Consider the following 16,044-nt stretch of genomic DNA (forward strand, 5'->3'; position numbering starts at 1 on the left):
AATTGTTAAAGAGCAGGCCACCTTAAAATTTGATATTCTCGGTCAGCCGGGCTGCGTATATTACGCTTTTTGCCCGCAGAGTCAAGCGCTTATTCGCGCTCCCCTGCCCAACCCCACACGTTTTCTCAGCGTTGTGTCGGTCAGTGGTGGCGCATTATAGGGCGTTCTTCGGCGCTGGCAAGTGTTTATTTGCAAAAAAAATCCGTTTGATTACCAATTAACCGAAAACAACGCTAAATCACGATTTTTTGCATAATAATGAAAAAAAAGAGGCAGTTCCCTACCTAACCTATTCATCTCCAATTTCTTCAACTTAGTATATAATCACTGTTTTGCTACAATATGGTCATTTTCAATATCCAGAGTAACTGGTTTTCCTGGCAATAGTTGACCAGAAAGTATCTTTTGAGCTAATGGGTTTTCAATCTCCTGCTGGATAGCCCGCTTCAATGGTCGTGCACCATAGACAGGATCGAACCCAGCTCCTGCCAACATTTCCAACGCTTGCTGAGTAATTGTAACCTGATAACCGCGTTCTTCCAGACGTTTGTACAAACGCTGCAATTGGATATCTGCAATTTCTGATAAATGCCGACGCCCTAATGGATGGAACACAACAGCTTCATCAATACGGTTAATAAATTCAGGTCTGAAATGATGGCTAACAATTCCCATCACAATATCTTTCATTTTACTATAATTCAGACTGCCTAAACGTTCCTGGATCACGTCCGACCCAAGATTAGAAGTCATGATTACAACTGTATTACGGAAATCGACAGTACGACCTTGCCCATCAGTCAATCGACCATCATCCAGTACTTGCAATAAGATATTGAATACATCCGAGTGCGCTTTTTCCACTTCATCAAGCAAAATGACGGAATAAGGTCGACGACGAACAGCTTCTGTCAGATAACCGCCTTCCTCATAACCAACATACCCTGGAGGTGCTCCCACCAACCGTGATACCGCATGCTTTTCCATAAATTCAGACATATCGATACGCACCATTGCGTCATCGCTGTCAAACAGGAAATTCGCTAACGCCTTGCACAACTCAGTTTTACCAACTCCGGTCGGACCAAGGAACAAGAATGAACCAATCGGACGGTTTGGATCAGCTAATCCAGCGCGGCTACGACGAATCGCATTGGAGACTGCATTTACTGCTTCATCCTGACCAATAACACGTTTGTGCAATTCTTGCTCCATGCGTAACAGTTTATCTTTTTCACTCTCAAGCATTCTGGAAACAGGAATACCCGTCCAACGAGCAAGAATTTCAGCAACTTCTGCATCAGTAACTTTGTTACGAAGAAGTTTCATATTCTTACCTTCAGCTTGTGTGGCTGCGGCAAGTTGTTTTTCTAGTCCAGGTATTTTTCCGTATTGAATTTCAGACATCTTCGCTAGGTCACCACTACGGCGGGCCTGCTCTAGGCTGATACGGGCATTTTCTAGTTCTGCTTTTATATGCTGAGTACCAGTAAGCTCAGCTTTCTCAGCTTTCCATTCTTCTTCCAGCTCAGAATATTCGCGTTCTTTTACAATCAGCTCTTCATTAAGCATTTCAAGCCGTTTTTTACTGGCATCATCAGACTCTTTTTTTAGCGCCTGCTGTTCTAACTTCAATTGAATAACTCGACGTTCCAGACGGTCCAGCACTTCCGGTTTTGAATCCATTTGCATACGTAAACTGGCACCAGCTTCATCGATCAAGTCGATAGCTTTATCCGGCAACATACGATCTGAGATATAACGATAAGATAATGTTGCTGCCGCGACAATGGCAGGATCTGTAATCTGTACATGATGATGTAACTCATAACGTTCTTTCAGACCGCGCAAAATAGCGATAGTATCCTCCACTGAAGGTTCTGCAACGTAGACTTTTTGGAAACGGCGTTCCAATGCCGCATCCTTTTCAATATATTGACGATATTCATCCAGTGTTGTTGCACCAACACAGTGAAGTTCACCACGAGCCAAAGCAGGCTTCAACATATTACCGGCATCCATTGCCCCATCAGCTTTACCCGCACCAACCATAGTATGTAATTCGTCAATAAACAGAATGACATTACCTTCCTGCTTAGAAAGATCATTCAGCACACCTTTCAAGCGTTCTTCAAATTCACCCCGATATTTAGCACCTGCTAACAGAGCTCCCATATCCAGAGAAAGAACCCTCTTATTTTTCAGCCCTTCTGGAACTTCTCCATTAATAATCCGTTGAGCAAGCCCTTCAACGATAGCCGTTTTACCAACCCCTGGTTCACCAATCAGCACTGGATTATTTTTAGTACGGCGTTGCAATACTTGAATAGTACGGCGAATTTCTTCGTCGCGGCCAATCACCGGATCAAGCTTGCCTTGTTCAGCTCGCTCAGTAAGATCAATGGTATATTTTTTCAGAGCCTGGCGTTGATCTTCCGCTCCCTGATCATAAACTTTTTCACCACCACGCATCTGCTCTATTGCCTTAGTAATTTTTTCTTTTGTTGCTCCAGCAGCTTTCAGTATGTCATTCAATGAGCCACGTTCTTCCAGTGCTGCCAGAACAAATAATTCAGAAGAAATAAAATTATCGCCCTCCTTTTGTGCTAGTTTGTCGCACAAGTTTAAATGACGGATTAAATCGTTAGATGGTTGTACATCACCACCAGCACCCTGTACCTGTGGCAAACGTTCTAAAACCTGCTCAAGTTGGTTGCTGAAACGACCAGTATCGATCCCAATTGACGTTAATAATGGGCGAATAGAACCACCGTCCTGTTTCAACAGTGAGTTCATCAAGTGAATTGGTTCGATAAATTGATTATCATTCCCCAGTGCAAGGGACTGAGCGTCAGCGAGAGCAAGTTGGAATTTATTAGTAAGACGATCCAGACGCATAACACCTCCAAATACTAATCAGAATTTTGCTACTGGAGATTAAATGAGGCCATTCCTCAAATATTCAAGGTTTATTCTGAAAAGCAAATTGTGAGACATTATCTCATGCGCCAACGGATCGCCCTATGGAATAGGTTATATCAGCCAGATTAAAGTTGCCATACGTCCGGTGATCCCATCACGGCGATAAGAGAAAAATTTCTCTTTATTATTGACAGTACACTCGGTACCCCCAAAAATCGCTTTTACACCAATAGATTGCAATTTTAACTTTGCCAACAAATATATATCTGCTAAGTATTTCTCACCAAAATGCACAAAAGCTTTGCTTAGATCAGAATTTTGGGCCACAAACGCGTCCATAACTTCACTGCCAACCTCAAATTCTTTCGCGCTAATCGCAGGTCCTAACCAAGCTTGAATCTGATCAGGCTTAGCTTTAAATTGCCTAATCGTATTTTCCAGTACTCCAGCACATAAACCGCGCCAACCAGCATGAGCTGCTGCAATCTCATCACCGTCAGAGCTACAAAATAGCACAGGTAAGCAATCTGCTGTCATCACAGCACAAACTTGCCCAGGAATGTTGGTGTAAACCGCATCAGCTTTATTATTTTCCACTGGCTGACCATTGAGTCTCACAACACGAGTGCCATGAACCTGTTCTAACCAAACTGGCTGCTGAGGCAATTCGGCCACCTCAGCTAATATCTGCCTGTTTTGGTCAACAACATCAGGATTATCTCCAACATGCTTACCAAGATTTAAACTATCATAAGGTGGCAAGCTAATTCCGCCCAAGCGAGTAGAACTACAGGTTTTTACTGTTGTAGGTTGTGGCCAGTTTGGAAAAATAAGCGATGTCATCTACCAATCCATATCATCTTTGAACACTTCTACATCTGCTTTTAATGCATTAATCAGAATGACCATATCTTCCGGTAGTTCAGCATGCCATTCCATTTCAATGCCTGTAATCGGATGATAGAGACGCAACATTGTGGCGTGCAATGCCTGACGATCAAAGTTGCGCATCACATCGCGAAATTCATCGGAAGCCCCTTTTAGAGGACGAGGACGACCACCATACAGAGGATCTCCCACTAGTGAGTGGCTAATATGAGCCATGTGAACACGTATCTGATGTGTTCTACCTGTTTCTAGCCTCAGACGCAAACGGGTATGTGCCCTGAAATGCTCCATCACCCGATAGCGGGTAATAGCAGGTTTTCCCATCGGATGGACCGCCATATGCGTTCGTTTTGTTGGATGGCGTGAAATTGGCTCTTCAACTATTCCACCCGCAGTCATTCGTCCTGTCGCTACAGCTTCATATTCACGAGTAATTTCGCGTAGTTGAAGTGACTCCACCAAACGGGTTTGAGCTGGAACGGTTTTAGCTATAACCATAAGCCCAGTCGTATCTTTATCGAGGCGATGAACAATGCCTGCCCGGGGAACATCGGCTATTTCAGGGTAGCGGTATAGCAGAGCATTTAATACCGTACCATCTGGATTTCCCGCTCCCGGGTGAACGACCAAATCACGCGGTTTGTTTATTACTAGAATATCATCATCTTCATAGACAATATTTAACGCGATATTCTGAGGTTCCCAACGCGCATCTTCCTCAATGATCGCATCAATTGAAACTTCTTCACCTCCCAGCACTTTTTCTTTTGGCTTATTGATTAATTTGCCATTAACCTGAACTCTATCATCCAAGATCCAATCTTTTATGCGTGATCTTGAATAATCAGGGAACAATTCTGCCAAAGCCTGATCTAAACGTTGACCGAGCTGAGATTCGGCGACTGTTGCATTAAGTCGTATTTGTTGTGCCATATATTGTTTCTACACTTACGTTGAATTTTGACGGCAGAGCCGTTTAATTTAATATAGTGTGCTATTGTAACTCGATCTTTTACCGGGAGCTTCATGGATAGTCTCCCAGAAAAACACTCAGAGGATAATCAACACGTGATGATACGCATGAAATATCTAGTGGCAGCAGCCACATTGAGCCTGGTACTTTCCGGGTGCTCTGGTAATAAGAATGTTGTCCCCGACAGCACACCTTCAGAAATTTATTCTGCGGGTCAGGAAAAGCTGCAAGACGGTAACTATAAAGGTGCCATCACGCAATTGGAAACCCTCGATAACCGCTATCCATTTGGCCCTTACTCGCAGCAAGTACAACTTGATCTGATTTATGCTTATTATAAATCCTCTGACTTACCAATGGCATTAGCTTCTATTGACCGCTTTATGCGCTTAAATCCAACTCATCCCAACATTGATTATGTTCTGTACATGCGAGGCTTAACCTCACAAGCACTAGATGACAGCGCCCTGCAAAGTTTCTTCGGGATTGACCGTTCAGATCGTGATCCTGAACATGCTAGGGCATCATTCAGAGATTTCAGCCAGTTAGTACGTCATTATCCTAACAGTCTGTATGCTACCGATGCCAGAAAACGTTTAATGTTTATCAAAGAGCGCCTGGCAAAATATGAACTTTCTGTCGTGGAATATTATAACAAACGTGGAGCTTATGTCGCAGTAGTAAATCGAGCTGAACAAATGCTGCATGATTACCCCGATACGCAATCAACCCTCAAAGTGCTGCCTTATATGGAAAAAGCCTATACACGTTTAGGCTTAACAGCACAGGCAGATAAAGTAGCAAAACTAATTGCTGCCAATCCGGCATAAAGAAGTATAAAACAAGACAGCAGCTTCGGCTGTTGTTTTGTTTTCACTCGTAAAATTCAAAAAAGACTGTTTGTCAATAGGGTTAATAATGGCTCAACTTATCAATAATGGCTCATAAGCTTCCACCCCGCAACAGGTATTCTTCGTATTCTTATTATTAATCACAATTACTTCAACTAATTGACAAGTACCTGATTAAAAGTGATTTAAATCACCTTTTTTGTGAAAAAGAATTGTATGCTGAAATCATTAAAGGCGGATCATCAATGATGAGAGGTAACTATATGATAGTGAATATTACCAGCAAACAAATGGAAATTACCCCAGCAATTCGCAACCACGTAGAAAACCGTCTAAACAAACTAAATAAGTGGCAAGTGAATCTGATAAACCCTCATATTATTCTATCAAAAGGGCCACAGGCTTTTATAGCTGATGCAACCATAAGTATACCAAATGGTACATTGGTTGCCGGTGCAAAACATGAAGATATGTATATTGCTATCAATGAGCTGTTAGCAAAATTGGAGCGCCAGTTAAATAAAGTACAGCACAAAGGTGAAGCACGTCGTACTCACAACAGTGTTAAAGAATCAAATCTTAACCTCCAATAAAATAACTATATCCTGTCTCTAACGCGTCCAAATTGGACGCGTTTTTTTATTGACAGAAACAACAACATGAGGTTAATTAGAATATATTGTTTATGCAGACGGTAAGTACAATGAATATAAGCCTGTTTTTCTTCTCTTTCTTTTTTCACCTTCTCTTAAGGGAGGCTTTCGTCATTTAAGAAAGAACAAGAAGACGAACAGTAAGCCTCCCAATCGGGGGGCTTTTTTCTGTCCACTGCAAACATATTATTATCAGAATATGAATAACCAATTAGGAACTCATTATGGATCAAAACAATTTGCTGAAAATACGGAAAAAAGTCAGCGAAATTGATTTAAAGTTACTGGTTTTACTGGCAGAACGTCGCCAATTAGCTTCTGATATTGCGCAGACTAAACTACAGGATAATCGTCCTATCAGAGACAAGGATCGTGAACGGGAGCTACTGGATGTTCTAATTACGAAAGGAAAAAATCACGGTCTTGATGGCTTTTATATCACTCGTCTGTTTCAAACGATTATCGAAGATTCTGTACTTACACAACAGGCATTATTGCAACAATACCTTAATCAAACACCTTACGATTCAGCCCGCATTGCATTCCTTGGTCCTCGCGGCTCCTATTCTCATATCGCAGCTCGCCAATATGCTGCACGTCATTTTGATCAATTGATTGAATGCAGTTGCCATAAGTTCCAGGATATTTTTTCCCTGGTCGAAACAGGTCAAGCTGATTACGGGATACTGCCGATTGAAAACACCAGCTCTGGCTCTATCAATGATGTTTATGACTTATTGCAACATACCAACCTGTCAATTGTAGGCGAAATAAATATTCCTATTAATCACTGCCTACTGGTTGCTAACGATACAAAACTATCGCAGATAACAACGGTTTACAGCCATCCTCAACCATTCCAACAATGTAGCCAGTATATTAATCAATTCCCACATTGGAAAATCGAATATTGCGAAAGCACTGCCGCAGCCATGCAAAGGGTAACTGAAGAGAATTCACCAGATATCGCAGCCTTAGGCAGTGAAGCTGGCGGAGCACTTTATCAGTTACAAGTTCTGGCTCAAAATTTGGCAAATCAACCACATAATATTACCCGCTTCATCATCGTTGCTCGTCAGCCTATTGAAGTTTCAGAACAGGTACCGGCCAAAACAACATTTATTATGGCAACTGGACAACAAGCTGGTGCATTGGTAGACGCACTTATGGTTCTAAAAAAACATAATATTATTATGAGTAAACTGGAATCCCGCCCAATTAATGGCAATCCATGGGAGGAGATGTTTTACATTGATGTTCAAGCCAACCTCCGTTCAATAAATATGCAGAACGTCTTGAAAGCATTGGCGAAAATCACTCATTCACTGAAAGTACTAGGTTGTTATCCAACAGAAAGTGTGGTTCCTGTTAGTCCATCCTAAATAAAAAAAACCGGGTACTAAGATATCCGGTTTTTTTTCATTATTGGCGATTATCATTCGCTTGCTGAAGTAATACCCGGCTCTCTTTCATAAAGCGAAATGCATAATCACCAAACCATTCACTAACGCTTTTAAAACTACTGATAAAAGCTTGTTTATCCTGACTTTCCAGCATCTCAAGCGCTTGTCCAAAACTTTGATGATAACGGCGTATCAAATCAATATTCTCTGGTGATGACATAATAATATCAGCGTAGAGCTGAGGGTCCTGTGCAAATAACCGCCCGACCATAATTAGTTCTAATCGATAAATTGGCGAGGATATTGATAATAATTGCTGCAAATCAGCGCCTTCCTGTGCAAGATGTTTCCCATAAACAAATGTTGTGAAGTGGCGTAATGCTTGGATAAAACTCATGTTTTTATCATGCTGTTCAGGATTTATCTGGTACAAACAAGCCCCCCAAACCAGCAATTGTTCCAAAAACCACTGATAAGCTTCCGATTGGCGTCCATCACAGTAAACAACAACTTGTTTTACCAAACTACCTACATCAGGTCCAAACATAGGATGTAATCCCAACACTGGACCTTTATGCACATCAAGCATAGCCTGTACTGGCTCCCGTTTAACGGATGCCAAATCCACCAAAATGCAATGATCAGGCAATGGTGGTAAACGACGAATAACCTCTTCCATTAAATGAATAGGTACACTGATAATGACCATACCTGCACCATTCAGAATCTGCCCTGCGTCAGGCCAATCCTGTGACTCCAAATTTCTGACCTTATAACCAGATACAGTTAACAGGCGACCAAACAGTTTCCCCATTTTGCCTAAGCCACCAATAATGACTATCGGTCCCAACTGAGGGCAAAGAGTCTTAAACCCTTTATTATTTTCGCTAGTATAAGACTCCCGCATAATACGACGCAGAATATCTTCAATTAAATCCGGTGGAACACCAAAATTTTCAGCCTCTTGACGACGCGAAGTAAACATCGCAATTTCTCTATCAGGCGCATAAATTGGCAGCCCATTCTGGCTCTTTACTTCACCAACCTCTGCAACTAATTCTAGGCGCTTTGCCAGTAAAGACAGCAACGCTCTATCCACTTCATCAATCTGATCCCGCAATTGAGATAATTCAGCTACCATATTTATTATCCTGCTTTTTTCATTGCCATAATTCTTTGCGACAATTGCGGGCTGATTTGCTGATGCAATTTTCTCAAAACCGCTTCTGTAGTCTGCCAATTAATACAAGCGTCGGTTACTGATACGCCATATTTCATTTCACTACGAGGTTGTTCAGAAGATTGATTACCCTCATTAATATGGCTTTCCAACATAATACCAGTAATCGATTGATTGCCTGAGATAATCTGTTCTGTTACAGAATCCAAAACTAAACTTTGGCGACGAAAATCTTTATTAGAGTTACTATGGCTACAATCAATCATCAAGGACGGCAATAATCCAGACTGCATCATTTGATGTTCACATTCCATGACATGCTCAGCACCGTAGTTAGGTGTCTTGCCACCACGCAAGATAACGTGTCCATTCGGGTTACCATGTGTCTGTAACAAACACACTTGTCCCAACTGATTTATCCCCATAAAACGGTGCGGCATAGCGGCTGCACGCATCGCATTAATGGCAGTACTTAAGCTACCATCAGTCCCATTCTTAAAACCAATAGGCATGGATAGGCCAGAAGCCATTTCCCGATGCGTTTGTGATTCAGTCGTTCTTGCTCCAATTGCCGCCCAACTAAACAAATCTCCCAAATATTGTGGAATATTCGGATCTAAAGCTTCTGTTGCAAGAGGTAATCCCATTTTAACCAAGCGGAGAAGTAAACGGCGAGCAATATGCAGACCCGCTTCTACATTAAATGAACCATCCATAAATGGATCATTAATAAGACCTTTCCAGCCTACTGTTGTACGAGGTTTTTCAAAATAGACACGCATCACTATATACAGACTATCACTTAATTCAGAAGAAAGTGCTTTCAAATGATGAGCATAATCCAAAGCCGCATCCACATCATGAATAGAACAAGGGCCACACACTACTAATAAACGAGGATCGCGTCGCTGAATAATATCGGCAACTATTTTACGTGCATTTGCAATAGCATGCTGATCATCATTATTCAACGGATACTGTTGCTTTAGTTTTTCGGGAGTTATAAGAATTTGTTCATCTCTGATGTGAACATTATTTAGCGCATCTTTCTGCATGACCATTTCGGTTACCTCCTCCAATTGACATTCTGTATTAATTTATTTTTATGTATCTGACCGATAACATATCACACAAAGTAAAGAATACAATCCAATTGTGTAAATAGAATAAAAATATCGTAAATAATTATTTACACAATTGGTTTAATGACCTAAAAATAAATATACAATCAATATTTATTAACAATAGAAAATAATTTCCAATATAAATATATTAGAGATAATTATATTTTCAAATGAGAATGTATTTTACCAGAAGAAATTACCCCAAAAAAGTAGTAATATTTTGTTGTTATTCCTGTATATTTAAAATTAAAACCATCAAACGATAATAAAATATTTATTACACTTCATTACCAAAAGAACAAATAACATCAACCTTGCGACTCACATTTAAAACAAATCATCTAGATTCATTTATATAAAATTATTGAATTACACTAATAGAATATTAAATAATAGTTATATTCTTATATTACTCGGCATGATTATGTAGAAATTAGTGTCACCAATTCTTAAGCGCAAGTTATATTCCAATAAAAACTTTACACCGCTCTTTACCAAACTGAATAACTAAGGGCCGGAAAATCCGGCCTTTTCATTAAAATATTCGTTATAGAGCTTGCTGTAAGAAAGCAACCAGTTCCTGATTAACTTTATGTGGTTGCTCCAATGTGGAAATATGACCAGCATCCTGAATGACAACGTAATCACAGCAAAGTATTTCAGCCATCAAATAACCTTCTAAAGGTGGACGAGGTATATCCTGCTCACCAGTGATGACAAGAGTAGGAATATCCAGTTTTTCCAACAAATGAATTCTATCCTCACGCCCAAAAATCATTCTCCCTAACGGAATAATGCTATTACGTAATGTTTCTGCAGGAATTTTTACTAAGCGCTGAGTCAATTCATCCACTAAATTCTGAGTTGGTTGCTGACTGAAAAAGATTGGTACTATCTGTTGTAAAAGAGGCTCAGGAATAGAACCAACCTGCTCTATCATATCCAGCATAGCAAAGTATTTTTTATGCGTAACTTCAGGCTCTAACCCCACAAAGGTATCCATTAGCACCAATGCCTTGACTCTGTCCGGTGCTATAGCAGCTAATTCAGTTCCCCACATACCACCAGCAGATAAACCAATTACAGCAAACTCTTTAATTTTAAGTTGATCCATTAACGCCAGGTAATCTTGAGCCAAATCAGCCAAAGTCTTATGTTGCTCTGGTAATTCTGCCGAGTTTCCATGCCCCCATAGATCAGGAACAATTACCCTATATTTTTTACTTAACACATCGATCTGTGGGACCCACATATCAGAGTTAAACAAATAACTATGCCCCAGCAATAGTGGGAAACCTTCACCTTCATCCCGGTAAGCCATTGTTTTATTGTGTAGCTGAATAGTTTTCAAAGAAAATCCTTATGTTAGTTAGTCACGTATAAAATCATTCTAAAATACTCGAAATAATTGTCTTTAAGGTTATTACGCTTATACAATAAGATATTGCCGAACAATTCATCAATGAATTATAAATAGAAAAAAAAGAGGCCAGCAATTGCTGGCCTCTTTAACGATAACTTTCGGATGTAACGAAAGCGTATTATTTGCTGCCCAGGCGCTCTTTAATACGAGCAGCCTTACCAGAACGCTCACGCAGATAGTACAATTTAGCTCTACGAACAGCACCACGGCGTTTAACGTTGATGCTGTCTACGACTGGGGAGTGAGTTTGGAATACACGCTCAACGCCTTCGCCGTTAGAAATCTTGCGAACAGTGAATGCAGAGTGCAAACCGCGGTTACGAATAGCGATAACCACGCCCTCGAATGCCTGCAGACGTTTCTTTGAACCTTCTACGACCCATACCTTAACTTCCACGGTGTCACCCGGACGGAACGAAGGTACGTCTTGCTTCATCTGCTCTTGTTCAAGCTGTTTAATAATGTTGCTCATAATAATTCTCTTACCCTAGGTAAACTGATATATCAAAGACATTCCCTTCAGGGATATGTCTGGATTAACTCGTTGCTTCAGTCAGATTCCCGTTGGAACTCTGCTAGCAATATCCTTTGCTCGTCAGTCAGAGCTAGGTTTTCCAGAAGTTCAGGTCTTCTAAGCCAAGTCCGGCCAAGCGATTGTTTCATACGCCAGCGATTAATTTCAGCATGGTTACCCGACAGCAGAACTGACGGAACTTCCATACCATCTAACACCTCTGGGCGGGTATAGTGCGGACAATCCAGCAATCCATCAGCAAAAGAGTCTTCCTCCGCCGATGCCTGATGCCCCAGAACTCCCGGAATAAACCGGGAAATGGAGTCAACCATAACCATCGCAGGGATCTCACCGCCACTGAGCACGTAGTCACCTATAGACCACTCTTCGTCAATCTCAGTTTGAATCACTCGCTCATCTATCCCTTCATAGCGGCCACAAATCAGAATCAGTTTCTCATTTGCTGCCAGCTCACAAACTCCTTGTTGATTGAGTTTGCGCCCTTGAGGTGAAAGATAAATCACCTTCGCACCTTCGCCTGCCACAGTTTTTGCTGCATGAATGGCTTCTCGTAAAGGCTGAACCATCATCAACATGCCTGGACCACCACCATAAGGTCGGTCGTCAACAGTACGATGCCGGTCATAGGTAAAATCCCTAGGATTCCAGCATTCAATACTTAACAGGCCCTTTTTTACTGCTCGGCCAGTTACCCCATAATCGGTTATTGCGCGGAACATTTCAGGAAACAGGCTAATAACCCCAATCCACATTATAGCGTCCCACTCATTTCAACCGTTTATAACCGGAGTTTAAAAACCAGGGTCCCAATCTACTTCAATGGTTTTAGTAGCGAGATCGACTTTCTTGATAACCTGCCCATCAAGAAACGGGATTAGCCGCTCCTTGATACCGAATGCATCTTTCAGGTTTGCTTTAACTACCATTACGTCATTAGAACCGGTTTCCATCATATCACTGATAGTACCCAAGCTATAACCTGCTATGTTCACTACCTGGCATCCCATAAGGTCCTTCCAGTAGTAATCACCTGTATCCAGCTCCGGCAGTTGTCCTGAATCTACGATAATTTCGCAATTAGTGAGTAAATTAGCAGCATCCCGATCATCAATACCTTTAATTTTGATGACCATATCCTGATTATGGTGTTTCCAAGCTTCTAATTCGATGTGTTGCCACCGACCTGCCCGTTGGATAAACCACGGTTGATACTCAAAAATGTTTTCGGCGTGTTCGGTGGAAGAAAAAACTTTGAGCCAACCACGAATACCATAAGCTGAACCTAGTTTTCCCAATACAATTGGTTCCACAGGAAGCTTAAAACTGGCTTGCTTGCTCATAGTTACCACCGCGACAGATTAAGCTGCTTTTTTTGCATCTTTGATCAGTGTAGAAACACGATCAGACACAGTTGCACCCAGACCAATCCAATGTTCAATACGGTCCAGATCTAAACGCAATGTTTCCGCATTCCCTGTTGCAATAGGGTTGAAAAAGCCAACGCGCTCAATAAAGCGACCATCACGCGGGCTGCGGCTATCGGTCACTACTACTTGGTAAAACGGACGCTTTTTTGCGCCGCCACGAGCTAAACGAATTGTTACCATAACATCCTCATTAGTTAACAAAACAGCCAGACTTCATCGAGGAATGAAGTCCGGTTGTCAGATAAAAAGCCCGAAAAGTTTACTCACTTTGGCGCAAAAAGCAATCCAAAGTGGATATTCTTCGAGACTTTATCAATTAATGGCCCATAAATCCGGGTGGCATCATGCCCTTCATACCACGCATCATTTTCGCCAGACCACCTTTTTTCATTTTCTTCATCATTCGTTGCATTTCATCGAATTGTTTAAGTAGGCGGTTAACATCCTGAACCTGGGTACCGGAGCCACTAGCAATACGTCTCTTACGGGAACCTTTGATAATTTCTGGTTTTTCCCGCTCCTTACGTGTCATCGAATTTATAATGGCTTCCATTTTTACCAGCACTTTATCGTCCATCTGGGATTTCACTGCATCTGGTACTTGAGACATCCCCGGCATTTTGCTCAACATACTGGCCATACCGCCCATATTGCGCATCTGTTTAAGCTGGTCCAGAAAATCATTTAAATCAAAGCCATCGCCTTTTTTCAGTTTAGAAGCTAGTTTTTCTGCTTGGGTACGATCAACTTTACTTTCAATCTCTTCAATCAGGGAAAGAACATCCCCCATACCAAGAATACGAGATGCAATACGATCTGGGTGGAAAGGTTCCAGTGCATCTGTTTTTTCACCAACACCCAAGAATTTAATCGGCTTACCGGTAATATGACGAATAGACAGCGCAGCACCGCCACGGGCATCACCATCGACTTTAGTCAACACAACACCTGTCAGTGGCAATGCTTCATTGAAAGCTTTTGCCGTATTAGCAGCATCCTGCCCCGTCATAGCATCAACAACAAATAAGGTTTCTACCGGATTGATGACTTCATGAACCTGTTTGATTTCATCCATCATGGCTTCGTCAACATGCAGACGACCAGCAGTATCCACTAAAAGCACATCGTAGAATTTCAATTTGGCGTGCTGTACCGCTTTCATCACGATATCAACTGGCTTTTCCTGAGCATCAGAAGGGAAGAAATCGATGCCGACCGTTTGCGCCAATGTTTCAAGCTGTTTGATAGCAGCGGGCCGATAAACGTCCGCAGATACAACTAAAACTTTTTTCTTCTGTTTTCCCTTCAGAAAGTTACCCAATTTAGCAACGCTGGTCGTTTTACCCGCACCTTGCAAACCTGCCATTAATACAACAGCTGGAGGCTGAGTAGAGAGATTCAGTTCGCTGTTAACTTCTCCCATTGCCTTGACCAGCTCATTCTGAACAATTTTGACAAATTCCTGGCCGGGTGTAAGGCTCTTATTAACTTCGTGGCCTACCGCGCTCTCTTTAACGCACGAAATGAAGTCACGCACTACAGGCAATGCAACATCAGCCTCAAGTAAAGCCATGCGAACTTCGCGCAGTGTCTCTTTAATATTGTCTTCAGTCAGTCGCCCACGGCCACTGATATTGCGCAATGTGCGCGATAGTCTGTCGGTTAAATTATCAAACATTATCTCTGCTCAATTTTTAAAAATGGGCTGCCTGTAAAGCGTATTCTGAAAATTATAACACGATGATAAAGGGATCTCTGCACAGAGATTTGCACTGATGAATTAACAACGGTTGGAGGCTACCTTTGCTAGCGCTATACTTAAGTTTTAGTTCAACCTAAAACTATCGCTAAAACGACTAACGCTATGCCAGTATTCTCTATAATTGCTTTACTCGCTTATTTACTCAGCCTGGTACTGATTATTCCCGGCTTACTGCAAAAACCAAATGGATACCGCAGGCTGGCATTGATTTCTGCGATTGTAGCCTTAATTTGTCATGCTATTGCACTTAAATACCAAATTTTTCGCGTCAGCAGTGGGCAAAATCTCACGCTACTTAACTTGGGTTCTATTGTCAGCTTGATTATCTGTATCATCATGACAATCGTCGCCTCCCATGGTCGAGCCTGGTTCTTGCTGCCCATAGTATATAGTTTTGCCATGATAAATCTGGCATTAGCTAGCCTTATGCCAGGTGAGTTTATTACCCATTTAGAAGCCAGCCTTGAATTATCCATTCATATCGGGTTAGCACTTCTTGGTTATGCGACTTTACTCATTGCCGCACTGTATGCATTACAGCTTGGGTGGTTAGATCATAAGCTTAAAAATAAGAAACTGACTTTTACTCAAAATATGCCACCATTGATGTTCATTGAACGTAAAATGTTCCATATCACTCAGGTTGGCGTGATATTACTAACTCTGACACTCTGTACCGGCATTCTTTATATGGATAATATTTTCAGTAAGGAAAATATCCATAAAGCCGTCTTGTCTATCGTCGCTTGGTTTGTCTACATTGTTTTATTATGGGGTCATTACCATGATGGATGGCGCGGTAAACGAGTTATCTGGTTTAATCTAATTGGTGCATTTACCCTGACACTCGCCTATTTCGGCAACCGACTATTGCAGGAAATCATGATTTACTAACAACATGAT

The 16,044-nt window shown here is 41.5% G+C and carries 15 protein-coding genes and 1 other annotated feature; of the genes, 4 read left to right on the forward strand and 11 right to left on the reverse strand.

The genetic code is table 11. The features are described from left to right. Positions 1 to 324: 324 nt before the first annotated feature. From clpB to rluD, 3 genes are all read right to left on the reverse strand, one after another. Positions 325 to 2,898: an ATP-dependent chaperone ClpB gene (gene clpB, locus AM629_RS14825; RefSeq protein WP_054480053.1), complete on the reverse strand. Its 2,574-nt coding sequence runs from the start codon at positions 2,896 to 2,898 to the stop codon at positions 325 to 327. 135 nt (positions 2,899 to 3,033) lie between these two features. Beyond that, positions 3,034 to 3,765 (reverse strand): purine nucleoside phosphorylase YfiH, encoded by a 732-nt coding sequence (yfiH, locus tag AM629_RS14830; protein WP_054480054.1) that lies wholly within the window; start codon positions 3,763 to 3,765, stop codon positions 3,034 to 3,036. After that, positions 3,766 to 4,743 (reverse strand): 23S rRNA pseudouridine(1911/1915/1917) synthase RluD, encoded by a 978-nt coding sequence (rluD, locus tag AM629_RS14835; protein WP_054480055.1) that lies wholly within the window; start codon positions 4,741 to 4,743, stop codon positions 3,766 to 3,768. A gap of 147 nt (positions 4,744 to 4,890) precedes the next feature. Here rluD and bamD point away from each other — a divergent pair, with 147 nt between their 5' ends. The 3 genes from bamD (at position 4,891) to pheA (ending at position 7,669) form a co-directional block, all read left to right on the forward strand. Then, positions 4,891 to 5,613, forward strand: a complete 723-nt coding sequence (gene bamD, locus AM629_RS14840) for an outer membrane protein assembly factor BamD (RefSeq protein WP_172909684.1) — start codon at positions 4,891 to 4,893, stop codon at positions 5,611 to 5,613. 284 nt (positions 5,614 to 5,897) lie between these two features. After that, positions 5,898 to 6,227: a ribosome-associated translation inhibitor RaiA gene (gene raiA / locus AM629_RS14845; RefSeq protein WP_054480078.1), complete on the forward strand. Its 330-nt coding sequence runs from the start codon at positions 5,898 to 5,900 to the stop codon at positions 6,225 to 6,227. Positions 6,228 to 6,336: 109 nt separating this feature from the next. After that, positions 6,337 to 6,457 (forward strand) — a sequence feature (Phe leader region). Positions 6,458 to 6,511: 54 nt separating this feature from the next. Continuing rightward, a complete protein-coding gene (gene pheA / locus AM629_RS14850) occupies positions 6,512 to 7,669 on the forward strand; it encodes a bifunctional chorismate mutase/prephenate dehydratase (RefSeq protein WP_054480056.1) in 1,158 nt (385 codons plus the stop codon). A 40-nt stretch (positions 7,670 to 7,709) separates the two neighbouring features. Here the strand turns inward: pheA and tyrA are convergent, their stop codons facing one another. From tyrA to ffh, 8 genes are all read right to left on the reverse strand, one after another. After that, positions 7,710 to 8,831 carry a bifunctional chorismate mutase/prephenate dehydrogenase gene (gene tyrA, locus AM629_RS14855; protein WP_054480057.1) on the reverse strand — a complete coding sequence of 374 codons (1,122 nt, stop codon included), beginning with the start codon at positions 8,829 to 8,831 and terminating at the stop codon, positions 7,710 to 7,712. A 5-nt stretch (positions 8,832 to 8,836) separates the two neighbouring features. Then, positions 8,837 to 9,931, reverse strand: a complete 1,095-nt coding sequence (locus AM629_RS14860) for a 3-deoxy-7-phosphoheptulonate synthase (RefSeq protein WP_054480058.1) — start codon at positions 9,929 to 9,931, stop codon at positions 8,837 to 8,839. 610 nt (positions 9,932 to 10,541) lie between these two features. Then, positions 10,542 to 11,345: an alpha/beta fold hydrolase gene (locus tag AM629_RS14865; protein WP_054480059.1), complete on the reverse strand. Its 804-nt coding sequence runs from the start codon at positions 11,343 to 11,345 to the stop codon at positions 10,542 to 10,544. Positions 11,346 to 11,535: 190 nt separating this feature from the next. After that, positions 11,536 to 11,889, reverse strand: coding sequence for a 50S ribosomal protein L19 (gene rplS, locus AM629_RS14870; RefSeq protein ID WP_054480060.1), 354 nt, complete (start codon positions 11,887 to 11,889; stop codon positions 11,536 to 11,538). A gap of 77 nt (positions 11,890 to 11,966) precedes the next feature. Next, complete coding sequence (trmD, locus tag AM629_RS14875; protein ID WP_054480061.1) at positions 11,967 to 12,704, reverse strand: tRNA (guanosine(37)-N1)-methyltransferase TrmD; 738 nt, start codon at positions 12,702 to 12,704, stop codon at positions 11,967 to 11,969. Positions 12,705 to 12,743: 39 nt separating this feature from the next. Then, positions 12,744 to 13,292 carry a ribosome maturation factor RimM gene (gene rimM / locus AM629_RS14880; protein WP_054480062.1) on the reverse strand — a complete coding sequence of 183 codons (549 nt, stop codon included), beginning with the start codon at positions 13,290 to 13,292 and terminating at the stop codon, positions 12,744 to 12,746. 18 nt (positions 13,293 to 13,310) lie between these two features. Beyond that, complete coding sequence (gene rpsP, locus AM629_RS14885; protein WP_054480063.1) at positions 13,311 to 13,559, reverse strand: 30S ribosomal protein S16; 249 nt, start codon at positions 13,557 to 13,559, stop codon at positions 13,311 to 13,313. Between the two features lie 136 nt (positions 13,560 to 13,695). After that, the gene (gene ffh / locus AM629_RS14890; protein WP_054480064.1) at positions 13,696 to 15,057 is read right to left on the reverse strand and encodes a signal recognition particle protein; all 1,362 of its coding nucleotides are present in this window, start codon (positions 15,055 to 15,057) and stop codon (positions 13,696 to 13,698) included. Between the two features lie 186 nt (positions 15,058 to 15,243). Between ffh and AM629_RS14895 the strand changes: the two genes are divergently transcribed. Beyond that, the gene (locus AM629_RS14895) at positions 15,244 to 16,035 is read left to right on the forward strand and encodes a cytochrome C assembly family protein (protein ID WP_054480065.1); all 792 of its coding nucleotides are present in this window, start codon (positions 15,244 to 15,246) and stop codon (positions 16,033 to 16,035) included. Positions 16,036 to 16,044: the final 9 nt, after the last annotated feature.

The organism is Photorhabdus heterorhabditis, assembly GCF_001280945.1.
Taxonomy (GTDB): Bacteria; Pseudomonadota; Gammaproteobacteria; order Enterobacterales; family Enterobacteriaceae; genus Photorhabdus; species Photorhabdus heterorhabditis.